The organism is Chromobacterium alkanivorans, from assembly GCF_016937655.1.
Classification (GTDB): Bacteria; Pseudomonadota; Gammaproteobacteria; order Burkholderiales; family Chromobacteriaceae; genus Chromobacterium; species Chromobacterium alkanivorans.
The window spans coordinates 45,526-68,171 of the sequence record NZ_JAFHKL010000015.1 but is presented as its reverse complement, the minus strand read 5'-3'; the positions used below and the strand labels follow the sequence as shown (position 1 = coordinate 68,171).

General features: G+C 66.4%; 24 protein-coding genes. 20 read left to right on the top strand and 4 right to left on the bottom strand.

The features are described 5' to 3' along the window. The first annotated feature begins 206 nt into the window (after positions 1 to 206). The 17 genes from JW897_RS21195 to JW897_RS21115 all read left to right on the top strand — a co-directional run bounded on the left by JW897_RS21195 (position 207) and on the right by JW897_RS21115 (position 15,469). Positions 207 to 386, top strand: a complete 180-nt coding sequence (locus JW897_RS21195; protein ID WP_019101069.1) for a DUF3460 family protein — start codon at positions 207 to 209, stop codon at positions 384 to 386. Between the two features lie 61 nt (positions 387 to 447). Further along, on the top strand, positions 448 to 1,116 hold the full coding sequence (locus tag JW897_RS21190) for a class I SAM-dependent methyltransferase (protein WP_048415567.1): 669 nt from the start codon (positions 448 to 450) through the stop codon (positions 1,114 to 1,116). Between the two features lie 277 nt (positions 1,117 to 1,393). Next, positions 1,394 to 1,804, top strand: coding sequence for a biopolymer transporter ExbD (locus JW897_RS21185; RefSeq protein ID WP_205467534.1), 411 nt, complete (start codon positions 1,394 to 1,396; stop codon positions 1,802 to 1,804). Continuing rightward, positions 1,801 to 2,667, top strand: coding sequence for an energy transducer TonB (locus tag JW897_RS21180; RefSeq protein ID WP_205467533.1), 867 nt, complete (start codon positions 1,801 to 1,803; stop codon positions 2,665 to 2,667). The genes JW897_RS21185 and JW897_RS21180 overlap by 4 nt, the downstream gene beginning before the upstream one ends. A gap of 104 nt (positions 2,668 to 2,771) precedes the next feature. Beyond that, a complete protein-coding gene (tolB, locus tag JW897_RS21175) occupies positions 2,772 to 4,061 on the top strand; it encodes a Tol-Pal system beta propeller repeat protein TolB (RefSeq protein ID WP_205467532.1) in 1,290 nt (429 codons plus the stop codon). Positions 4,062 to 4,075: 14 nt separating this feature from the next. Then, positions 4,076 to 4,603, top strand: a complete 528-nt coding sequence (gene pal, locus JW897_RS21170; protein ID WP_205467531.1) for a peptidoglycan-associated lipoprotein Pal — start codon at positions 4,076 to 4,078, stop codon at positions 4,601 to 4,603. A 316-nt stretch (positions 4,604 to 4,919) separates the two neighbouring features. Further along, positions 4,920 to 5,666 carry a tol-pal system protein YbgF gene (ybgF, locus tag JW897_RS21165; RefSeq protein ID WP_048415570.1) on the top strand — a complete coding sequence of 249 codons (747 nt, stop codon included), beginning with the start codon at positions 4,920 to 4,922 and terminating at the stop codon, positions 5,664 to 5,666. 333 nt (positions 5,667 to 5,999) lie between these two features. Beyond that, entirely contained in the window at positions 6,000 to 7,661 is a 1,662-nt protein-coding gene (locus JW897_RS21160) for an RCC1 domain-containing protein (RefSeq protein ID WP_205467530.1), read from the top strand. 27 nt (positions 7,662 to 7,688) lie between these two features. Next, positions 7,689 to 9,167: a S8 family peptidase gene (locus JW897_RS21155; RefSeq protein ID WP_205467529.1), complete on the top strand. Its 1,479-nt coding sequence runs from the start codon at positions 7,689 to 7,691 to the stop codon at positions 9,165 to 9,167. A gap of 131 nt (positions 9,168 to 9,298) precedes the next feature. Beyond that, positions 9,299 to 10,120, top strand: coding sequence for a CPBP family intramembrane glutamic endopeptidase (locus JW897_RS21150; protein WP_205467528.1), 822 nt, complete (start codon positions 9,299 to 9,301; stop codon positions 10,118 to 10,120). Between the two features lie 102 nt (positions 10,121 to 10,222). Then, a complete protein-coding gene (gene purE / locus JW897_RS21145) occupies positions 10,223 to 10,711 on the top strand; it encodes a 5-(carboxyamino)imidazole ribonucleotide mutase (RefSeq protein WP_205467527.1) in 489 nt (162 codons plus the stop codon). Next, positions 10,711 to 11,841 (top strand): 5-(carboxyamino)imidazole ribonucleotide synthase, encoded by a 1,131-nt coding sequence (locus JW897_RS21140; protein WP_205467526.1) that lies wholly within the window; start codon positions 10,711 to 10,713, stop codon positions 11,839 to 11,841. The genes purE and JW897_RS21140 overlap by 1 nt, the downstream gene beginning before the upstream one ends. 39 nt (positions 11,842 to 11,880) lie before the next feature. Beyond that, positions 11,881 to 12,300 (top strand): fosfomycin resistance glutathione transferase, encoded by a 420-nt coding sequence (locus JW897_RS21135; RefSeq protein WP_205467525.1) that lies wholly within the window; start codon positions 11,881 to 11,883, stop codon positions 12,298 to 12,300. Further along, on the top strand, positions 12,297 to 12,983 hold the full coding sequence (locus JW897_RS21130) for a DNA alkylation repair protein (RefSeq protein ID WP_205467524.1): 687 nt from the start codon (positions 12,297 to 12,299) through the stop codon (positions 12,981 to 12,983). Before JW897_RS21135 ends, JW897_RS21130 begins: the two co-directional genes overlap by 4 nt. Continuing rightward, positions 12,980 to 13,858: a phosphoribosylaminoimidazolesuccinocarboxamide synthase gene (locus JW897_RS21125; protein ID WP_048415577.1), complete on the top strand. Its 879-nt coding sequence runs from the start codon at positions 12,980 to 12,982 to the stop codon at positions 13,856 to 13,858. Before JW897_RS21130 ends, JW897_RS21125 begins: the two co-directional genes overlap by 4 nt. 473 nt (positions 13,859 to 14,331) lie before the next feature. Beyond that, on the top strand, positions 14,332 to 14,877 hold the full coding sequence (locus tag JW897_RS21120) for a cysteine hydrolase family protein (RefSeq protein ID WP_205467523.1): 546 nt from the start codon (positions 14,332 to 14,334) through the stop codon (positions 14,875 to 14,877). 10 nt (positions 14,878 to 14,887) lie between these two features. Continuing rightward, positions 14,888 to 15,469 (top strand): GNAT family N-acetyltransferase, encoded by a 582-nt coding sequence (locus JW897_RS21115; RefSeq protein WP_048415579.1) that lies wholly within the window; start codon positions 14,888 to 14,890, stop codon positions 15,467 to 15,469. A 442-nt stretch (positions 15,470 to 15,911) separates the two neighbouring features. Here the strand turns inward: JW897_RS21115 and JW897_RS21110 are convergent, their stop codons facing one another. After that, the gene (locus JW897_RS21110; protein ID WP_205467522.1) at positions 15,912 to 16,118 is read right to left on the bottom strand and encodes a DUF1484 family protein; all 207 of its coding nucleotides are present in this window, start codon (positions 16,116 to 16,118) and stop codon (positions 15,912 to 15,914) included. 600 nt (positions 16,119 to 16,718) lie between these two features. On the opposite strand from JW897_RS21110, the gene JW897_RS21105 reads away from it, so the two are divergent. The 3 genes from JW897_RS21105 (at position 16,719) to JW897_RS21095 (ending at position 19,907) form a co-directional block, all read left to right on the top strand. After that, positions 16,719 to 17,651: an alpha/beta hydrolase gene (locus JW897_RS21105; RefSeq protein ID WP_205467521.1), complete on the top strand. Its 933-nt coding sequence runs from the start codon at positions 16,719 to 16,721 to the stop codon at positions 17,649 to 17,651. A 264-nt stretch (positions 17,652 to 17,915) separates the two neighbouring features. Continuing rightward, the gene (locus JW897_RS21100) at positions 17,916 to 18,737 is read left to right on the top strand and encodes a class I SAM-dependent methyltransferase (protein ID WP_048416074.1); all 822 of its coding nucleotides are present in this window, start codon (positions 17,916 to 17,918) and stop codon (positions 18,735 to 18,737) included. Between the two features lie 735 nt (positions 18,738 to 19,472). Beyond that, entirely contained in the window at positions 19,473 to 19,907 is a 435-nt protein-coding gene (locus JW897_RS21095) for a lysozyme (protein ID WP_205467520.1), read from the top strand. Between the two features lie 91 nt (positions 19,908 to 19,998). Here the strand turns inward: JW897_RS21095 and JW897_RS24570 are convergent, their stop codons facing one another. From JW897_RS24570 to JW897_RS21080, 3 genes are all read right to left on the bottom strand, one after another. Next, complete coding sequence (locus JW897_RS24570) at positions 19,999 to 20,436, bottom strand: DUF2846 domain-containing protein (protein ID WP_048416076.1); 438 nt, start codon at positions 20,434 to 20,436, stop codon at positions 19,999 to 20,001. 118 nt (positions 20,437 to 20,554) lie between these two features. Beyond that, complete coding sequence (locus tag JW897_RS21085; protein ID WP_205467519.1) at positions 20,555 to 21,652, bottom strand: AAA family ATPase; 1,098 nt, start codon at positions 21,650 to 21,652, stop codon at positions 20,555 to 20,557. Between the two features lie 49 nt (positions 21,653 to 21,701). Beyond that, a complete protein-coding gene (locus JW897_RS21080; RefSeq protein ID WP_205467518.1) occupies positions 21,702 to 22,529 on the bottom strand; it encodes a S1/P1 nuclease in 828 nt (275 codons plus the stop codon). Positions 22,530 to 22,646: the final 117 nt, after the last annotated feature.

Genomic DNA, 22,646 nt, shown 5'->3' with positions numbered 1-22,646 from the left:
CAAATCCACCTTTTCAGTTTAAAATTTCTCTTTAATGTCTTTAAATCTTTTACGCAATATCGCAGCAAAGCGCGTTTCGCGCAACCAGGATTTGCGCTGTACTGTGAAATCTGTTGTCAAAATGAATGTAAAGCGCGGCCATCAGGCTGACTGCGCGGCGATTTATCGATTAAAATCACGGCATCAGCCTTAGAAGGAACGATGCGATGTATCAGTCCGATTTCACCCAATTCATCAACGGCTTCCTGGAAGAACACCCGGAAGTGGACAGCCAGCGCCGCGAACTGCGCCTGACCCTGTGGGATCGTCAGCTGAACGCCGACGACCAGAAGCGCTGGAAAGAATCCCGCGTGCCGCAACAGCCCTACGTTTACCAGCCGGAATAAGCCCGGCTCCCGCCTGACCCGACGCCCGCGCCGCGGGCGTTTCCGATTGCACTGCACACCCATGACCAGCCGCACCGTGGCGCTAGACGGCGCCTTGCACGACTACCTGCTGAACATCAGCCTCAGCGAACATCCGGTGATGCGCGAGCTGCGCGAATTCACCGCCACCCACCGCATGGCCAAAATGCAGATCGCGCCGGAGCAAGGCCAGTTCATGGCCTGGCTGGCGCAACTGATAGGCGCGCGCCGCTATCTGGAGATCGGCGTGTTCACCGGCTACAGCTCGCTGGCGGTGACCTTGGCGATGCCGGAAGACGGCCGCACGCTGGCCTGCGACGTCAGCGAGACCTTCACCGACGTCGCCCGCGACTACTGGGCCCGCGCCGGCGTCGCCGATCGCATCGAACTGGTGCTGCAGCCGGCGCTCGCCACCTTGCGCCAGCAACTGGACGCCGGCCAGGCGGGCCAGTACGACCTGGCCTTCATCGACGCGGACAAACCTTCCTACCGCGACTATTACGAAGCCTGCCTGCAACTAGTGCGCCCCGGCGGCGTGATCGCCATCGACAACATCTTCCTGTCCGGCCGCGTGGTGGAACCCAAGCCGGAAGACCCGCCCGGCGTCCACCTGATGCACGAATTCAACGCCGGCCTGAAACACGACCCGCGCATCCGCATGTGCGTGCTGCCGGTGGGAGATGGGCTGACCTTGTGCACGCGGCTGGCCTGAGCCCCCCAGGCGACCGCGGCCATGAACTTTTCATGATCCGCCGCGGTCTGACCCGCTTTAGAACGTGTTTACGATCTCGCGAGCTAAGGCGAGACAAGGCGAAAACCGCTGAGAAAGCGGAATGTACATACGGTACCTGAGCATTTCGAAGTTGGTTTCAACGCCCTTGTCCAACTATCCCGCCGACGCGCAGCAGATCGTAAACAGGTTCTTAGCCGGCCCACCTAGACCGGAGCCCGGTGTATCATGACCGCTTGCCAACGCTAACAGACGCTCCATGCTCAATCGCCGTCCCCGCCGCCAGATGAACCAGATGAACGTCGTGCCCTACATCGACGTGATGCTGGTGCTGCTGGTCATCTTCATGGTGACCGCGCCGATGTTCACGCCCGGCGTGATCGAAGTGCCCAGCGTGTCCCAGGCCGCCAGCATCGACACCCGTCCGCTGGAAGTGACCGTGGACGCTCAGGGCAAGATCCAACTGATAGACAACGACCGCAAGACCGACGTCGCCTCCGTCGCCGACCTGGCCGCGCAGATCCAGACGCTGGGCGCGGCCGAACGCCCGGTGGCCATCTCCGCCGACGCCAACCTCAAATACGCCGAGGTGGTGCAGATCGCCGACAAACTCCACCAGGCCGGCGTCAAGCGCGTGGCGCTGACGGTCAAGCAGCAAAAGCAGGGATGATGGCCGCAGTGTCCACCTCGCCGCGTCCCTGGTCGTTGATCGTCTCGGTGCTGCTGCACGTCGTCGTGGCCGGCCTGCTGCTGTGGGGCGGCTTCCACTCCCAAACCTTGCAGGAACAAGCCCCGGTGGCGCTGGAACTGTGGACCACCGCGCCGCCGCCGCCCGCGCCGACCGTGACCGCCGAGCCCAAGCCGGCGCCGACGGTGGAGCCGCCGCGCCCCGCCGTGGCGGAGCCGCCCGCCGACGTCAACCTGGGTCGCAACAAAAAACCGCCGGAGCCGCCCAAGCTCAAACCGGAGCCCAAGCCCGAGCCTAAGCCGGAACCCAAGCCGGAGCCGGCGAAGAAGCCCGAAGCGAAGAAAGCGGACCAGCCCGCCGAGAAAAAACCGGAGGCCAAAGCGCCGCCGGCGCCGGCCAAGCCGCAAGCCAAGCCCAAGCCGTCCAAGACCTACAATCCGGAAGCCGACGACCTGCTGGCCAGCCTGGACAGCCCGCGCACCAGCGGCAAGGCCAATGCGCGCAGCGATCAGGCCGGTTCGCCCAACGGCGTGGCCGGCGGCGCGGCCAACGGCTCGTCGACGGCCAAAGCCGGCTGGATCAGCCGGGTCAAGGCCAAAGTCACCCCCTTGGTGCAGGTGCCGCCGGAGCTGAGCGGCAATCCCAAAGTGGTGTTGCAGGTCAGCCTGCTGCCCTCGCTGGAGGTAAACCGGGTGCAACTGCTGCAAAGCAGCGGCAGCAAGGCCTACGACGACGCGGTGCAAAGGGCGATCTGGGAAGCCAAAACCTTCCCGGCCTTGCCGCCCGGCGCCAATTTCAACGACGGTTACCGGCAGTTCAAAATGGAATTCCGTCCCAAATCATAAGACGGCGATATACGCCGGCATGCGCGAAGCGCAAGGCGGAACCAGGCTGACCATGCCGCCGTGCATCGGGCTTAGCATGCCGATAGACTGACTCGAGGGAACTAATGTCCAGCTTCAAAACTCTGTTGAATGTGCTGCTCGTCACGCTGGGCCTGCTGGCCGCAGGCGGCGCGCAAGCGGAAATGACCATCGAGATCGTCGGCGGCGGGGCCAATCGCCACGCCATCGCCATCGCGCCGTTCAAGGACGAAGCCAGCGCCCAGGGCGGGCTGAGCCCGGTGATCAAGAACGATCTGACGATTTCCGGCGCCTTCCGCATGGTGGACGCCGCCGGCGTGGCCAACACGCCGTTCGAGCCCGCCGACATCCGCTACCCGCTGTGGCAGGCCGCCGGCGCGCAGTCCGTCGCCATCGGCAAGGTGGAGGCGGCCGTCGGCGGCCAGTTGAAGATCAGTTTCCGGCTGATGGACGTCGCGCAGAAGAAACAGCTGACCGGCGGCGAATTCACCGTCACCCCGGACCGCACCCGCCAGGTGGCGCACGCGATCGCCGACATGATTTACGAGGCGATCACCGGCCAGAAGGGCTTCTTCAACACTCGCATCGTTTACGTGCTGAAGACCGGCGGCAGCTATCTCTTGCAAGTGGCGGACGTGGACGGCGGACGCGCCCAGACCATTCTGCGCTCCAGGGAGCCCATCATCTCCCCGAGCTGGAGCCCGGACGGCGGACGCATCGCCTACGTGTCGTTTGAAAGCAAGAAACCGGTGGTCTGGGTGCAGAGCCTGGCCACCGGCCAGCGTTTCGCCGCCGCCAACTTCAAGGGCAGCAATTCCGCGCCGGCCTGGAGCCCGGACGGCAGCAAGCTGGCGGTGGTGCTGACCACCAGCGGCAACTCGCAGATCTACGTGATCAACGCCAACGGCGGCGGCGCGCGCCGGCTGATGTACAACGGCGGCATCGACACCGAGCCCGCATGGAGCCCGGACGGCGGCAGCCTGTATTTCGTGTCCGACCGCGCCGGCGGCCCGCAGATTTACCGCGTGTCCGCCGACGGCGGCAACGCCCAGCGCGTCACCTGGGAAGGACGCTACAACGTGTCGCCCAAGGTGTCGCCGGACGGCAAGACCCTGAGTTACATCCGTCGCGAGGGAGGCAACTTCCGCGTGATGGCGCAAGACCTGGCCACCAACGACAGCCGCGCGCTGTCGGACGGCGGCTACAACGAACGCCCAAGCTTCGCCCCCAACGGCCGCATGGTGCTGTACGCCAGCGACGCCGGCGGCAAGAGCGTGTTGTACGCCGCCACCACGGATGGCAGCAGCAAAGTGAAATTGGCCGTTATCAACGGCGATGTACAGGACCCGGCTTGGGGCCCATTTAATCGTCCTTAATTGGAGCTATTGATATGAACTGGAAACAACTCGTCCTCGGCACCGCCACCGTAACCCTGCTGGCCGCCTGCGCCAGCACCAAACCGGCCGACACCAGCGCCGGCACCCAGCAGCCGACCACGCCGCAGACCAGCGCGCCGGTGGACACCGGCAGCGGCAACCAGAACCAGGTGGCGGTGGATCCGCTGAACGATCCCAACAGCCCGCTGGCCAAGCGCAGCGTCTACTTCGCCTTCGACTCCTCCTCCGTCGACGCCAACGGCAAGCCGGTGGTGGAAACCCACTCCGCCTACCTGAAGCAGAACGCGGACAAGAAAGTCATCATCCAGGGCAACACCGACGCCCGCGGCAGCCGCGAATACAACCTGGCCCTGGGCCAGCGCCGCGCCGAGAGCGTGAAGAAGGCGATGGAAGTGCTGGGCGCCAAGGAAAGCCAGCTGGAAGCGGTCAGCTTCGGCAAGGAAAAACCGCGCGCCACCGGCAACACCGAGTCGGACTTCGCCGAGAACCGTCGCGCCGACATCGTGTACCAAGGCCACTAAGAACGGGTTCTAAGAACGTGTTTACGATCTCGCGAGCTAAGGCGAGACAAGGCGAAAACGGCTGAGAAAGCGGAATGTACACACGGTACATGAGCATTTCGAAGACGTTTTCAACGCCGTATCGCCGACGCGCAGCAGATCGTAAACAGGTTCTAAGCCTATGACGCCGGCCCGGTTTCGGGCCGGCTGTACAGCCGGACATCGGGCGGATGCGCTTTCGCGCGCTTGCCGTTAAGATATCCGGCTGTATTCATTGCCACCCAACTCACTAGCGTCGTCCCCTCCGGGCCGGACGGCGGGACATCCCGGGACAACCATGAAACGGCTCACCCTTTGCAGCGCGCTGCTGCTGGTCCTCACCGGCTGCGCCACCACCGGCGATCTGGAAGAAACCCGCCGCCAGCTGGACCAAGTCAACCGCCAGGCCTCCACCCGCCTCAATGAAGTGGAAAGCAAGCTTTCCAATGAGAAGCTGCTGGAAATGGTCAGCCAGCTGGAAGCGATGAAGGCCGAAGTGGCCAAGCTGCGCGGCGACGTGGAAGTGCTGAACTACAATCTGCAAACCACGCAGAAACGCCAGAACGATCTGTACAACGACCTGGACGGCCGGTTGGGCCACCTGGAAAACAGCGGCGCCAAACCCATGCCCGCCACGCGCGGCGACGCCGCCGCAGGCTCCGCGGACGGCGGCGCCACCACCAGCCCGGATTACGACAAGGCGCTGAACCTGCTGCGCGCCCGCGACTTCGCCAAAGCCGCCGACGCGCTGCGCGGCTTCATCGAGCAAAACCCGCAGGCGCCGCAAGTGGCGGAAGCCACCTACTGGCTGGGCGTGTCCCACACCGCGCTGCGCCAGTACGACGCCGCCATCGACATCCACCGCCGCTTCGTCGAGCAATTTCCGGACAACCACTTCGCGCCGGAAGCCCTGCGCAATATCGGCAACTGCCAGCGCGATCTGGGCCAGATGGATCAGGCCAAAGCCACTTACAAACGCCTGATCAAACTGTATCCCAAGACGGATTCCGCCCAAAAAGCGCGCCAGCAACTGGCGAAAATGTAACACCCCGGCCGGCTCTCCTCCGGCCGCCATGCCCCATTTTGACGCCAGCCCGCCGCGGCTGGCTTTGTCTTCCTCGTCGTTTTCGCCGCCGGCAAATCTCTGATTTTTCAATAAAAAATTAAAACACAAATAATTATAACCGGTGGTTATCAGCCCACCGCACCAAAATGGCGCAGCGCGCCGTCGCCCTCAGCCGCCTTGCCTCCCGCGTCCTCTTGTCTTGTCCATGCGTTTTCTCTACCCATCATGCTTATCGCATGACAATATATTCATTCTGGGTTTAAACCCAGGATAAAAACACAAACGACAAGATATACAAAGGAGTCACCCGTGATGAGAAACACACAAGCAAGCGGAACCCAATGGTTCCGGCTTGGCGCTATCGCCGTGGGCGTAGCGCTGATCGGCGGCCTCTCCGGCTGCGAGGACGACGGCAGCACCCCCGGCGGCGGTTCCGGCCATCATGGCGGCAGCGGCCGCCTGGCGGTGGAAATCTTCGGCAACCGCGGCGGCGTGCTGACCGCTGTGCCCAGCGGCCTGTGCCTGGGCGAGCCGCGCGTGCAGTGGAGCAACGGCGCCCGCGGCTTCAGCGCCGACGACAGCGCGCCGGACCAGCCGCTGACCGCCACCGTCAGCTGCGCCTTGACCAGCGCCAGCCAGACCCTGGTGCCGCAAAACGTGTTCAGCGCGCCGTCGGTGTTCGCCGTGCTCAAGGCGGACCGCACGCTGGCGGTCTGGGGCAGCCGCCGCCTGGGCGGCGACACCTCCTCCCTGCCCGCCCAACCGCAAAACGTGGTGGCGGTGGCCGGCAATGAACGCGCGATGGCCGCCTTGCAGGCCGACGGCACCGTCGTCGGCTGGGGCCGCGCCGGCTCCGGCGCCAGCTTCGCCGGCTCGGTGGGCATAGGCAGCGCCGACGCCACTTCGCCGGTGGCGCCGCTGAACAAAGTTTCCAAACTGTGGCCCACCAAGCGCGGCTTCGTCGCCCTCAACGGCGACGGCAGCGCCACCAGCTGGGGCAATATCGAAACCACCTTCGACGGCAGCGGCGGCTCCAAATCCATCTCCTCCTACTTCGACGCCGGCCGCCTGGCCGCGCTGAAGGACGTCGCCAGCGTCAGCCACAACCTGGGCGCGGTGGCGGTGCTGAAGAAGGACGGCAGCGTGCTCGCCTTCGGCGACCCCAACTCCGGCGGCGACGCCTCGCCGCTGACCGCCAAGCTCAACAACGTGGCCAGCATCGCCGCCACCGACTACAACTTCGCCGCACTGAAAAAAGACGGCAGCGTAGTGGTGTGGGGCCTGAACTGGGATGGCCAGACCAGCGACTACTACGACGGCAGCGAGCCCATGCCGGCCGGCGTCAGCGCCGTGCAGACCAACCTCAACGTCTTCGCCGCGCTGAAGCAGGACGGCTCGGTGGCCACCGTAGGCAGCGCCTACTTCGACCGCGGCGCCGACACCGGCCCGGTGGCCGGCAACCTGGCCGGCGTGGCCAAGCTCTACGCCAGCAAGACCGCCTTCGCCGCCTTGCGCAAGGACGGCAGCGTGGTCACCTGGGGCGACGGCGCCCGCAACGACGCCAGCGGCGTGCAACACCAGCTCAACCGCGTGCGCTCCATCGCCGCCACCGAACTGGCCTTCGCCGCGCTGCGCCAGGATGGCAGCGTCGTGACCTGGGGCGATGAACTGCGCGGCGGCGACAGCAGCGCCGTGCGCCACCGCCTGCGCGATGTGGTGGCCTTGTTCGCCAACGACTACGCCTTCGCCGCATTGAAGGCCGACGGCAGCGTGGTCACCTGGGGCGCGCCCACCCATGGCGGCGACAGCGCCGCCGTCCGCTCGCGCCTGGTCAACATCCGCGCCATCTACAGCACCCCGCTCGGCGGCTTCCTCGCCGTGGCCAAGGACGGCAAGTTCGTCGCCTGGGGCAGCCCGTCCGCCGGCGGCAACGCGCCGGCTGGCCTCGCCGCCATCCCCTACGTCAAGAACTAAGCCCCCGACGCATTGGAGCAACAGAATATGAATCGCAAAAACTCGCTGTCCCTGCTGACCGCCGCACTGCTGGCCGGCGCCGGCGCCGACATCGCCGCCGCGGCGCCCTCCGCCGCCGGCATCACCGGCATCATCGTCAAATACCACAGCGTCTCCCAGCTGCAACTGACCCAGGCGCGCATCGCCAACGGCGGCCGCGCGCCGTCCAGCCGCCCGGCCGACTTCGCCGCCCGCACCCAACGCGTGCAGCAATTGAGCGGCAGCCCGCTGCAATTCCATCACCAGATGGGCACCGGCGCCTACGTCTACCAAAGCGGCAAGGCGCTGAGCGTGGCCGAGGCCCAGACCCTGGCGCGCAAGATCCAGCAAGACCCGGCGGTGGAATACGCCGAGCCGGACTTCGTGATGAGCCCCAACTACCTGCCCAGCAGCCCGCTGTACGCCGGCAAGCAATGGGACATGCAAGCCAGCGCCGGCGAACCGGGCGCGATGAACCTGCCGGCGGCCTGGGACCTGTCGCTGGGCGCCGGCGTCACCGTGGCGGTGCTGGACACCGGCTACCGTCCGCACGCCGACCTCAAGCCCAATCTGCTGGAGCCGGGCTACAACTTCATCTCCGACGCCAAACGCGCCCGCCTGCCGGCGGTGGCGCAAACCAACGCCGACGGCAGCCCGCTCTTGGACAGCAACGGCCAGCCGGTGCAAAGCGCGCGCACCAACAACGGGCTTGACCAGGGCGACTACAGCGACGGCAGCCTGTGCCGCGCCGGCAACAGCAGCTGGCACGGCACCCACGTGGCCGGCACCATCGCCGCGGCCGCCGGCGACGCCAACGGCCTGACCGGCGTGGCGCCCAAGGCCAAGCTGCTGCCGCTGCGCGTGCTGGGCCAGTGCGGCGGCGCCAGCTCGGACATCGCCGACGCCATGCTGTGGGCGGTGGGCGCCACCGTGCCCGGCGCGCCGGTCAACGCCAATGTGGCGCGGGTGCTGAGCATGTCGCTGGGCGGCGCCCAGCCGTGCAGCCGCACCTACCGCGACGCCATCCAGCAAGTCAACGCCCGCAACGGCGTGGTGGTGGTGGCCGCCGGCAACGCGATGAAGAACGTGCGCAACACCAACCCGGCCAGCTGCCCCGGCGTGATCACCGTGGCCTCCAACGGCAAGTCCGGCGGCATCGCCTCCTACTCCAACTACGGCGCGATGACCACCGTCACCGCGCCGGGCGGCGATCTCAACAGCGGCGACCCCGGCATCTACTCCACGCTGAACAGCGGCACCACCGTGCCCGGCGCCGACAGCTACGCCGCCTTCCAGGGCACCTCGATGGCCACGCCCCACGTCGCCGGCCTGGTGGCGCTGATGCTGTCCTCCAACCCCAGCCTCAACTGGAAAGCGGTGCGCAACATCCTGATCAAGACCGCGCGCCAACCGGCGGCGGACTGCGAAGGATGCTCCGCCGGCATCACCGACGCCGCCGCGGCGGTGCGCGCGGCCAAACTCAACTAAACATCGCCTCTCCCCGCACACGGGAGCGCTCTGCCGTCGCGGGTCCGGTTCCGGCCTGACCCGCGGCGGTCTTTTTGTCGCCGCCCCGCTTCAGTATCATTGGCTTTCCGCCCATCCCCCGCGAGCCCGCCATGCCCCTGCCCGATACCCTCACCCTGGCCGCCTTCGCCCTGCTGGCTTTGGCCCTGCTGGCGGAAAGCCTGCGCCTGCGCTGGCCGTCGCGTCTGGCCGCGCTCAGCAGCGCCGGCGTCGCCGTCGCCTGCGGCCTGGTGCAGCCCTTGGGCGCGGCGGCCCTCGTCGCCGCCCTCGCCGTCAGCCTGACCGCGCAGCGCTACCGGCGGCCGGAACTGTGGCTGGTCTGGATCGCCCTGCTGCTGGCGCTGGCGCTGCACGCGCTGCCCGGCTTCGACAACCCCTTGCTGTGGCAGGGCCTGAGCACGCCCAACAGCGCGCCCTACCGGCTGTACTGGAGCTACGACAAGGGCGCCGCCGGCTGGCTGCTGTTGATGGTGCTGAGCGCCAGCCCGCAGGTGGAGCGGCGCTGGGGCCCGGCCGCCGCCGGCGTCGGCGCGCTGCTGCTGCTGATCGTGCTGGGCCTGGCCAGCGTGGCCGGCGTCATCGCCTGGGCGCCGAAGTTGCCGCACTGGCTGCTGCCCTGGCTGTTCGCCAACTTCTTCCTGGTCTCGCTGGCCGAGGAAGCCTTCTTCCGCGCCGGCCTGCAACGCTGGCTGGAACTGCGCACCGAACCCTTCGCCGCCTTGATGGCCGCCTCCGTGGCTTTCGGCCTGGTCCACGTCGCCGGCGGCTGGGTCTGGGTCGGCCTCGCCACCCTGGCCGGGCTCGGCTACGGCCTGGTTTACGCCGCCACCCGCCAGGTCTTGTGGGCGGTGCTGGCCCATGTCGCCTTCAACGCTGTGCACCTGATTCTGTTCACTTATCCGCGGCTGATGTGATATGCCCTAAGTACCTTGATGTCAAAATAAAAAACCATAACGGCAGCAGGCCCCAATCGGGTAAAATCCCGGCTTTAGCCTCAACCAGCGAGCTTCTCCGCCATGATTGAAGTCGGCATCGTGATGGGTAGCAACAGCGATTGGGAAGTCATGCAGAACGCCGCCCGCGTGCTCAAGAACTTCGGCATCGCCTGTGAAACCCGCGTCGTCTCCGCCCACCGTACTCCCGACCTGCTGTTCCAATACGCAGAAACCGCTGCCGAGCGCGGCCTGAAGGCCATCATCGCCGGCGCCGGCGGCGCCGCCCACCTGCCGGGCATGCTGGCCGCCAAGACCCATGTGCCGGTGCTGGGCGTGCCGGTGCCGTCCAAATACCTGCGCGGCGAGGATTCGCTGCTCTCCATCGTGCAAATGCCCAAGGGCATCCCGGTGGCCACCTTCGCCATCGGCGAGGCCGGCGCCGCCAACGCCGCGCTGTTCGCCGTGGCCATGCTGGCCACCACCCGCCCGGAACTGGCGGAACAACTGGTCGCCTTCCGCCGCAAGCAAGAAGAAACCGTGCTGGCGATGACCCTGCCGGAGATCGAATAATGGCCGCCATCCTGCCCCCGGCGATGCTGGGCATCCTGGGCGGCGGCCAGCTGGGCCGCATGTTCGCCGTGGCCGCCAAGACCATGGGCTACCGCGTCACCGTGCTGGACCCGGACGAAGCCGCGCCGGCCGCTGACTTCGCCGACCGCCACCTGTGCGCGCCGTTCAACGACCCGGCCGCGCTGGAAGACCTGGCCAAAAGCTGCGCCGCCGTCACCACCGAATTCGAGAACGTCAACGCCGACGCGATGCGCCAGTTGGCCAAGACCACCCGCGTGTCGCCGTCCGGCGACTGCGTCGCCATCGCCCAGGACCGCATCGCGGAAAAAGCCTGGATCCGCAAGGCCGGCCTGCCCACCGCCCCGTATCTGGCCATCCAGAGCGTGGAGGACATCCAAGTCGAACTCGCGCCCTACCTGCCCGGCATCCTGAAAACCGCGCGGCTGGGCTACGACGGCAAGGGCCAGGTGCGGGTGAGCAACGCCGAGGAAGCGCGCGCCGCCTACGCCAACCTGGGCGGCCAGGCCTGTGTGCTGGAAAAAATGCTGGACCTGCAACTGGAAGTGTCCGCCATCGTCACCCGGGTCAGCGCCACTCAGAGCGCGGTATTCCCGGTGGCCGAGAACATCCACGCCGGCGGCATCCTGGACGAATCCATCGTGCCGGCGCGCATCAAGCCGGCGCTGGCGGCCGAAGCGCAAGGCATGGCGATGCGGCTGGCCGAGGCGCTGGACTACGTTGGCGTGCTGGCGGTGGAATTCTTCGTGCTGGCAGACGACAGCCTGGTGGTCAACGAGATCGCGCCGCGGCCGCACAACTCCGGCCACTACACGCTCACCGCCTGCCTGACCGACCAGTTCCAGCAACAGGTGCGCGCAATGTGCGGCCTGCTGCCGGGCCGCACCGACCTGCTCAGCCCGGTGGTGATGGTCAACCTGCTGGGCGATGTGTGGAAGGACAACGGCGCCCAGCCCAACTGGGACGTGCTGGCGGAAGCGCCCAACGCCCAGCTGCATCTGTACGGCAAGAAAAGCGCGCGCCCCGGCCGCAAGATGGGCCACTTCAATGTGATGGCGGCCACGGCCGACGAAGCCTTGGACCAGGCCCGGGCCTTGAAGGATACGTTGTAAGCACATGGCGAAGCTTTTCGGCTTCGCCATTTTTTCGCCATGACACTGAACGGCCTCAATCACCTGACCCTGGCGGTGCGCGATCTGGAGCGCGCCTGGGACTTCTACGCCCTCACCCTGGGCTGCCGTCCCCACGCGCGCTGGGACGGCGGCGGCTATCTGAGCCTGAACGGCCTGTGGCTGTGCCTGTCCTTGGACCCGGCCGCCGCGCCGGCCCCCGGCTACACCCATTACGCCTTTGGCGTGGACGCCGCCGACTTCCCGGCCTGGCGCGAGCGCCTGGCCGCCGCCGGCGTCCGTCAATGGCGGGACAACCGCAGCGAGGGCGACTCGCTCTACTTCCTGGACCCGGACGGCCATCAGCTGGAACTGCACGTCGGCACGCTGGCCTCGCGGCTGGCCACCTGCCGCGCCCGGCCTTACGCCGGCATGCGCTTCTTCGACGAGGCGCCGGCGTGAACGCCGCCATCGCCACGCTGCGCGCCGGACTGAGCGCCGCCGCCGTCCCGGACAAGGCCGCGCCGATGCGCGCCTATATGCGCGAGCAGTTCGACTATCTCGGCGTGCCCACGCCGGCTCGCCGCAAAGTGTCCACGCCCTGGATCCGCGCGCTGAACACCCAATCCGCGGAACACTGCCTGGACTTGGCCGAACAGCTGTGGCGGCAGCCGGAGCGCGAATTCCAATACGCGGCGGTGGACCTGCTGACCGCGCGCGCCGAGGAACTGCCGGCCGCCAGCCTGCCGCGGCTGCTGACCCTCGCCGCCGCCAAGCCCTGGTGGGACTGCGTGGACGGCTTGGCCGCCTGGGTGGTCGGCGCCCTGGTGCGCCAACACCGGGAGTTGCAGCGCGACATGGACGCGCTCAGCGACGACGCCGACTTCTGGCTACGCCGCGTCGCCATCCTGCACCAGCTGCGCTGGAAAGCCGACACCGACGCCGAACGGCTGTTCCGCTACTGCGCCGCCAATGCCGGCGACGCCGAATTCTTCATTCGCAAGGCCATTGGCTGGGCCTTGCGCGAATACGCTTACACCGACGCCAGCGCCGTGCGCGCCTTTGTCGCGGCCACGCCGCTATCCGGGCTCAGCCGGCGCGAAGCGCTGAAACACATTGCCCGCTCCACCGAGGATTTCCGATGACCGGACTCAACACCACCCAACTGACCAGCTTGAAGAAAATCTACTCCGGCAAGGTCCGCGACCTGTACGAGATCGACGACAAGCGCATGCTGATGATCGCCACCGACCGGCTGTCCGCCTTCGACGTGATCCTGGACGACCCCATTCCCGGCAAGGGCCAGATCCTCACCGCCATCTCCAACTTCTGGTTCGACAAGCTCCAAGCGCTGGTGCCCTGCCACCTGACCGGCGACGCGCCGGAAGACGTGGTCTCCGCCGCCGACCTGCCGCAGGTGGCCGGCCGCGCCGTGGTGGCCAAGCGCCTGAAGCCGGTGCCGATCGAAGCCGTGGTGCGCGGCTACCTGGCCGGCTCCGGCTGGAAGGAATACCGCCAGAGCGGCACCGTCTGCGGCCTGGCGCTGCCGGCCGGTCTGCGCGAAGCCGACAAGCTGCCCGAACCCATCTTCACCCCGTCCACCAAGGCGGCGGTGGGCGACCACGACGAAAACATCAGCTACCAGCGTTGTGAGGAAATCGTCGGCGCCGAGCTGGCCGCCCAGGTGCGCGACACCGCGATCAAGCTCTACCGCGCCGCCGCCGAATTCGCCGCCAGCCGCGGCATCATCATCTGCGACACCAAGTTCGAGTTCGGCCTGGACGAGAACGGCGTGCTGACGCTGATGGACGAAGCGCTGACCCCGGACTCCAGCCGCTTCTGGCCGGCGGACAGCTACGCGCCGGGCGGCAACCCGCCGTCTTTCGACAAACAGTTCGTCCGCGACTGGCTGGAAGCCTCCGGCTGGGACAAGCAGGCGCCGGCGCCGACGGTGCCGCTGGAGGTGCGCGAGAAGACCGCGGCCAAGTATAAAGAAGCGCTGGACAGGCTGACCGCCTAAGCGCCTGTTTACCTTGCCGGGTACTTTCGAATCCGCTTCGCGGATAATGATTAAGGGCCGGTTCCGCCCTGACCGAGCGAGGCAAGCGTAGCGTCGCGAGGGAATAAAACGGAAAGGGAGATTTGCGCGGCCAAATCTCCCTTTACCCTAAAGGCCGCCCTGCAAGCCTGGCCTACGGCTTCCCGCCGGTTCCCGTCAGTCCCGAGGCGCGGCTGAACTCGCAGCGCGCTAACGTCGCGCTGCTCGAACAAGCAGCCGCTTAAGACCTCGGGCCTGCCACCCGTCGGCAGGCTTGAAGGGAGTTGGGGCGCGTCGAATACGCGGTTTCCTGAGTATTGAATAATGTTTCAAAGCACTGCTGGAAAATCGTAAACACATTCTCCGAACCAGTTCCAAGCCCCGCCCCGGCGGGGCTTGCTTTTTAAGCCATTTCATATGACATTGGCGACTCAATCCCGCGACAGGAAGCCCCGATGAAAACCGCCCTGCTGATCATAGACGTGCAAAGCGGCATGTTCGACAATGAACCGCGCGCCGACCAGGCCGACGCCGTCATCCCCCGCCTCAACCAACTGGCCGCCGCCGCGCGCGCGGCCGGCGCGCCGGTGATCTGGGTTCAGCACGAACGCGCCAGCGCGCCGCTGACCCACGGCTCGCCGGAATGGCAACTGGCCCGCGGCCTGGACGCCCAGCCGGACGACCGCTATCTGCGCAAGACCACGCCGGACTCCTTCCTGAACACCGGCCTGCACCAGCAACTGCAACAATCGGACATCGGCCAACTGGTCATCGCCGGCTACGCCAGCGAATTCTGCATCGACACCACCACCCGCAGCGCGGCCGCCCACGGCTACGCCATCATCCTGGCCAGCGACGCGCACACCACCCACGACAAGGACCACGCCAGCGCCGCCCAGATCCGCGCTCATGAAAACGCCACCCTGCCCAAGCTGGGCAGCTTCGGCGTGCCCATCCTGCTGCGCGCGGCGGCCGAGATCGCCTTTCCAGCCAGCGCCTGACCGCCCCCGCATGCCCATCGCCCAAGCCACCCTGAGCACGCCGCGCCTGCTGCTGTTGCCGGCGCAGCCGGCGCTGGCGCGCGCGATGCTGGATTTTCACGTCCGCAACCGCCAGCACTTCGAGCCCTGGGACCCCAAGCCCGGCGACATGTTCTTCACCGAGCTGTACTGGACCATGCAGTTGCGCCAGCGCGCGCGCGACTGGGAGGACGGCCGCGGCGGCCGCTACCTGCTGGCGCTGCACGCCGAGCCGGAGCGGGTGATAGGCAGCGTCGGCCTCAGCAACATCAGCCGCGGCGCCTTCCAGTCCTGTCACCTGGGCTACGGGCTGGACCAGCACTGCCAAGGCCAGGGCCTGATGCGCGAAGCGCTGGAGGCGGTGATACGCTGCGCCTTCGACACCCTCAAGCTGCACCGGATCCAGGCCAATTACCAGCCGCACAATCTGCGCAGCGCCGGCCTGCTCAAGCGGCTGGGCTTCGAGATAGAAGGCCACGCCAAGAACTACCTCTACCTGAACGGCGGCTGGCGCGACCACGTGCTGACCTCGCGGCTCAATCCGGACTTCGACCCGGAGCACATGCTGGCCTGAACGTCTGCCCACCGCGCGCGGCGCGTCGGTCAACACAAGACCAAGAGCCTGTGCACGATCTTTTCAGCGTGAAGCAGGCTGGGCACCCAGAAAACCGCCGATCCGAAGCGCCCCAAGCCTCTGCAACAAACCTCCGCGTGGGTATCGCTACGCTCCACCCACCCTACCCCTGGCCAACGACCACACGTAGGGTGGGTGGAGCCGCAGGCGATACCCACCGCCCGCCGCCGCGGTCCGCACCCACGGGTTTCCGCCCCGTTCGCTTCAGACGCAGACTCCCGCGTGGGTATCGCTGCGCGCCACCCGCCGGCCCCCTGGCCAACGACCGCACGTAGGGTGGGTGGAGCCGCAGGCGGTACCCACCAGCACCCGCGGTTGAGGATCACGCCAACCAAGGCGAAACAAGGCCTTGCTCGCGATGCGCAACGGATCGTGAACGGTTCTACGACGTAACGGCCTCCAGCCTTTCCATCGCCCTCTGCAAACGCTGCTGCAAAGGCTCCAGCAAGGCCCACAAGGCCTTGCCGCGCACTTGCGCGTTCTCAGTGTGACGCAGCATCAACAGCACCGCGCCCAAGGCTTCATTGCATTGACGCAGCTCTTCGGCGATATCGTCGTAATGCTCGCAACAGCGGGTTAAATGGATCAACGCCGGATCAATGGCGGAAAGCGCGGCATTTTCCGAACGAAGACCTTGCAGATATTTGACGGTCTTGATTAGACGGCTAGCCGCCGGGGGAACGGAGGGAGATTGAACGGCCTCCTTGGGCGGAGGCGGTTTTGAAAGCAGGGACAGCACTGACAATATCGGCATGACGGGCTCCTACTGAACAGAGAGCCTGCCACCCCGCTTCCAATCAAGATGGGCAGGCATATGGCAGGGTTGGAAGACAGGCGAGTAGGAGCCAGCAGGCCAAAGGCCTCCCTGCCATAACCTGCCCTGATGGGCGCAGCTATAGCGTGGCGAGGGATGATAAATCCCTCCTACTCAATTCAGGCTTCCATTCCTGATGCCGCGCTGTATGAAACGGCATGCGGCCCATGTTGCCCACCCCGCCTGGCCTGGTCAAGCGCGGCGCGTCCGGGGACGCATTCGAAATACCGTCCCATCCCGGTGACGGCGAACACGCCAGGACATTTGGATAGCGCTTGCCAGCATCCTTGCGCCATGTTCTGCTGTGAAGCCGCCGCCCCGCCGCAACCCTGATGCCGCGGCGCAGTCAAAACAGGCCATAAAAGGGCTCAACGCATGCAAACCTTCCACCTGAACGCCGACGACGGGGAAACCCTGCACGCCGCCTGCTGGCTGCCGGACGGCGCCCCGCGCGCCGTGGTGCTGATCTCCCACGGCATGAGCGAATACGCGGTGCGCTACCACCGCTTCGCCCAGACCCTGAGCGCCGCCGGCTACGCGGTCTACGCCCACGACCACCGCGGCCACGGCGCCGCGCCGCGGCTGCGCGGCCATTTCGCCGCCGACGGCGGCTGGGACAAGGTGGTGGCCGACGTGGAGACTTTGCGCCGCCATGCCGCCGAGCAACACCCCGGCCTGCCGGTGGTATTGTTCGGCCACAGCATGGGCTCCTTCATCGCCCGCGCTTATTTCCTGCGCCACGGCGCGGCGCTGTCCGGCCTGGTGCTGTCCGCCACCGGCTACCGCCAGCGGCCGCTGGCCTGGCTGCTGCGCGGCCTGGCCCGGCTGGTGGCCCGCTGCGGCAGCCCGGAACGGCCCAGCCGGCTGCTGGCGCGGCTGGTTTTCGGCAGCTTCAACCTGGGCTTTCTGCCCGCCCGCACCGGCATGGACTGGCTGAGCCGCGACCCGGCGGAAGTGGACAAATACCTGGCGGACCCGCTGTGCGGCTTCGACCCCTGCCCCGGCCTGTGGATAGATTTGTTCGGCGGCATCATCGCCATGGAGCGCGGCGAGGCGCAGGGCGACGAGCTGCCGCGCCGCTGTCCGGTCTGGCTGCTGGCCGGCAGCCGCGACCCGGTCAGCCTGGGCAAGCTGGGCCTGGGCCAGCTGGAAATCCGCTACCGCGAGGCCGGCCTGCTGGACGTGCAGACCACGGTCTACCCCGGCGGCCGCCACGAAATGCTGAACGAAACCAACCGCGTGGAAGTGGAGCAGGACATGCTGCGCTGGCTGGAGCGGATAAGCGCGCAGCCGGCCAGCGCAGGCTGAGAACCTGTTCATAGTCTGCTGCGCGTCGGCGATACGGCGTTGAAACCGTCTTCGAAATGCTCATGTACCACCCGTACATTCCGCTTTCTCAGCCGTTTTCGCCTTGTCTCGCCTTAGCTCGCGAGACTTTGAACAGGCTCTACGCCTGAGAATGTCCGCCGCGCTTCGGCGGGACAGTTAGACAGGAGCATTGAAACCAGCTCCCAAGCGCGCCGGCGCGAATTGGACTAAAATCCGGCGATTCGTTTTTCGCAGGAGGCCGCCATGAGCCTGATTCCCGAGATCAAACCGCAGCAATCGCTGGAACTGCTCAAAGAGCTGCACATCCTGACCCGCGACGGCAAGATCAACCAGGACACCCGCCGCAAACTGAAACAGGTTTACCACCTGTACCAGTTCATCGAGCCGCTAATGGCCGACGTGCTGGCGGAAAAAGGCGAGATGAGCCTGGCCGACCACGGCGCCGGCAAATCCTACCTGGGCTTCATCCTTTACGACCTGTTCCTGAAGGACAAGGCCGCCGGCAGCGTCTACGGCATCGAAACCCGGCCGGAACTGGTCAGCCGCTCGCAAGAGCTGGCCGCCCGCCTCGGCTTTGAACGCATGGGCTTCTTGAACCTGAGCGTGGAACAGTCGATCACCTCGGACCAACTGCCGCAGCAGGTGGACATCATCACCGCGCTGCACGCCTGCAACACCGCCACCGACGACGCCATCCGCTTCGCGCTGGCCAAGAACGCGCGCTACATCGTGCTGGTGCCTTGCTGCCAGGCGGAAGTGGCCGGCGTGCTGCGCCAGAAGAAAAACCAGAGCTTCGGCCTGACTCCGCTGTCCGAAATGTGGCGCCACCCCATCCACACCCGCGAGTTCGGCAGCCATCTGACCAATGTGCTGCGCTGCCTGCAGCTGGAAGCCCGCGGCTATCAGCTCACCGTCACCGAGCTGGTGGGCTGGGAGCACTCGATGAAGAACGAGCTGATCATCGCCAAGTACACCGGCCAGCGCAAAAACAGCGCGCGCGAACGCCAGGAAGCGATTCTGAAAGAGCTGAACCTGGAAGACCTGCGCGAGCGCTTTGTGTACTAAACACCGGCTCAAAGCCTGACACGCCGCGAAACCCTGTACGCAAGGGGTTTCCGCGCGGGTATCGCTTCGCTCCACCCACCCTACCGATGACAAGCCGCCGCGCGTAGGGTGGCTGAAGCCGCAGGCGATACCGCCGCCCGCCGCAGTCCGCACCGGCAGGTTTCAGCTCCGGTCCGCTTCATACCGAGAAAACTCCCGCGCGGGTATCGCTGCGCTCCTCCCCCCCTACCGATGGCAAGCCGGCGCGTAGGATGGCTGAAGCCGCAGGCGATACCGCCGCAGTCCGCACCGGCAGGTTTTAGCTCCGGTCCGCTTCATACCGAGAAGACTCCCGCGCGGGTATCGCTGCGCTCCTCCCACCCTACCGATGACAAGCCGCCGCGCGTAGGGTGGCTGAAGCCGCAGGCGATACCGCCGCCCGCCGCAGTCCGCACCGGCAGGTTTTAGCTCCGGTCCGCTTCATACCGAGAAGACTCCCGCGCGGGTATCGCTGCGCTCCACCCACCCTACCGATGACAAGCCGCCACGCGTAGGGTGGGTGGAGCCGCAGGCGATACCCACCGCCCAGCACTGACGCCCGTCGCCTCGGCCCGCCTCCGGGCCCTGAGCATAATGGGGACGACGCACCCGGACCGCCCCGCGCGGCCGGTCCCGCCCCCGCCCGCCTCTCCTCCCGCCTCAGTTTCTTTCGAGCGTCTCTCCGCGTCCGCCGGGGGCCCTTCCCAGGAGCCCGACATGAATATCAGCGCCAACGGCGTCAAATTGATCCAGCAATTCGAAGGCCTGCGCCTCAAGGCCTACCAGGACGCGGTGGGCGTCTGGACCATAGGCTACGGCCACACCGGTCCGGACGTGACGCCGGGCCTGGTCATCACCCAGGCCCAGGCCGACGCGCTGCTGGCGCGCGACCTGAGCCGCTTCGAAGCCGGCGTCACCCGGCTGGTCCAGGTGCCGCTGAACCAGAACCAGTTCGACGCGCTGGTCAGCTTCAGCTACAACCTGGGCCTGGGCTCGCTGCAAAACTCCACGCTGCTGCGCCTGCTGAATCAGCGCGACTACGCCGGCGCCGCCGCTCAGTTCCCGCGCTGGAACAAGGCAGGCGGCAAGGTCCTGCCCGGCCTCACCCGCCGCCGCGCGGCGGAGCAGGCGCTGTTTCTGAAGCCGGCCTGAACACGCGGTCTGAGCCATGAAAAAAGCCCAAGCGGATGCTTGGGCTTTTTCTTGCGGAGCGCGGCTTACTCAGCCGCGCCAGCACCATTGCTTATTGCGGCGACTGCACCAGCTGGGACTCTTTCACCCCTTTTTGACCTTCCGCCTCGTCAACGCTCTGCAGCTTGTTGCGAGCGTACAGCACGCCCATCTTCACTTCCTGCCAAACGTAGTAAATCTTGCCCGCCATCAGGTCCAGAGTCAGGCTGGAGTCGTTCTCGGCCTTGCCCACCAGGGTATGGGAGCCCGGTTCCAGGTCCGCCATGATGTAGGTTTTGGCCACGGTGTCGCCCAGAGCCTTGTTGTCGGCCAGCACGTTCATTTTCACGGCGGCGCCCATCGCTTCGTTGCGATAGATGTAGACGCGGGCCTTGGCCGGCTGGGAGTTGAACTGCTTGGCTTGGGCGTCCGCCTCGGGCGTGGCCAGCGTGGTGGAGGCGCAACCGGACAACAGCGCGAGCAGGGAAGCCGCGGCAAATAGTTTTTTCACGGAAAGTTCTTTCTTATATTTGAATGGTATGACGGCGGGGATTCTACATGCAAATATTCCGCCTCGCATCCATCCATTTTCACTTTTCGTGAAGCCGAGCCGGGCTCATCGCCCCCACTCAATCCTCGTCCGCCAACACCGTCTCCCCATCGCGCTGCGCCAGCGTGAAACGGCGCAGCGGCCGGTGTCGCGCAATCAGCTCCGCCAGCCGCGGCGAATGGCTGGTCACCCACAGCTGGCTGTGGCGGCCGGCTTCGGCGATCAGCCGCGCCAAGGCCGGCAGCAAGTCCGGGTGCAGGCTGTTCTCCGGCTCGTTCAAGGCCATGAAGGCCGGCGGACGCGGGCTGAGCAAGGCCACCGCCAGGCACAGGAAGCGCAGGGTGCCGTCGGACAATTCGGCCGCCTCCAGCGGCCGCAGGATGCCGTCGCGCTGCATCAGCATCTGAAAACGGCCGTGCAGCGCCTCCACCTGGAAGCTGCTGTCCGGAAACGCGTCGGCCAGCACGCTGCGCAGCAGTTCGACGTCGCCGATCTCCACAATGGTCTGGAAGGCCGCCGCCAGGTTGCCGCCGTCGTGCGCCAGCACCGGCGAGCGGATGCCCACCTGCGGCGCGCGCGGCGGCGAGCCGGGCCACACCGCGAACTCATGGTAGAAGCGCCAGCGCCGCAGCGTCTCCCGCACTTGCGACACCTCGGGATAAAGATGCGGCTCAGCCAATTGGCCGAACACCGATTCCTCGGCTTGCAGGCCCAATGGATAGGTGGTCCTGACCCCGTCCACGCTGGTGAGAAAGGCGCTCTGATTGCGCCGTTCCAGCACCTGGGCCGAGGGGCGGCGGCCCTGTCCGGCCAACCACAGCGTTTCCTCCTTCACCAGCGGGTCCAGCGAAAACAGGCTGCGGCTGGGTTCGGGGTAGCCCAGCTGCAATTCGTAGTCGTAGTCGGCCAGCCGCGCCGCCAACGTCATGCGCTTGGGCTCGCCCTTGCGGTCGCCGCGGCGCAGGCCGCCGGCCCACATCGCCTTCTGGATGCCGCCCTCTTCCGCCAAGGCCGCGGACAGGCGGCCACAAGCGGCCTCGTGCAGCAGGCGCACCGCCTTGTAGAGATTGGATTTTCCGCAGCCGTTGGGCCCGACGACGACGTTGAGCGGCTCCAGCTCCAGCCGCAGTTGGCGGATGGAACGGAAGCCCTTGAGGCTGAGCTCGTGAATGGACATGGCGGCTCCGGTGACGACGGAGCCGCCATTCTAGCGCGGACGCGCCGGTTTACTGCAGCGCCTGGTTGATCACCATGGCGATGCGCGCGCCGGCCTTGACCAGCTGCTGTTTGACCAGCTGAGCGCCGGCGGTCTGGTAGGTGCGGTCCAGGTAGGCCATGTCGCTGGGCGCGCTGCCGCAGCTGAAGTTGGACAGCGGGCCGTAGACCTCGCTGCGCGCGTACTGATTGGATTCCTTGATCCAGTCATTGACCTGCCCGCTCTGCCAGCCGGCGATGTTGCGCGCGTAATACTTGAGGTTCTGCGCCGCCCAGCTCTGCTCGTTGGCGCCGCTCAAGGCCTGCTGCACCAGGGCGGTGTCCCACACCGAGTGCAGATTGCCGGTCTTGTTGCTGCCGGCCAGCCGCGTCTTGACGTCGTTGCCGCCGCGGTCGTGGTTGTCGGCCGCGTGCAGCGGCTGGTGGATGTCGCCGATCATGTGCAGCAGGAAGGTCAGCGCCTGGACGCGGGCGGACTTGCTGGCGCTCTTGTCGGCCAGCACCTTGCTGTAGCGCGTGATCTGATTGGACGCGCAGTTGCCGCTGGGGCAAGCGTCCTCTTCCACGCCGTCGCACACCGGTTCGTCGTTGTAATGCCATTGATCCGAGCCCGGCAGCTGCTGCTTCAATTCCTGCTTGTGCTGGTCCATGTACAGGGCCAGCTGGGCGAAGTCCGCGTTGGGGATCAGCTGATTGACCGCGGCCTTGGCCTGAGGGCTCAACAGTTGCTGGGCGACGTAGCCGGTGACGCGGTGGCCTTCCTGACCCCAGGCCAGCGCCTGGGCGCTGGGCAGCGCGAAGGCGGCGGACAACAGCAGGGCGAGCGTAAATTTCTTCATGACGGTTTCTCTTGTGATTGTGATTGGCCAAGGCGGGCGCTCCGCCCGCCGCTTTTATGGCGGACGGATATTACCCGAAAATCGTTAAATTTAAATGCCATTATCATTTCACATGGA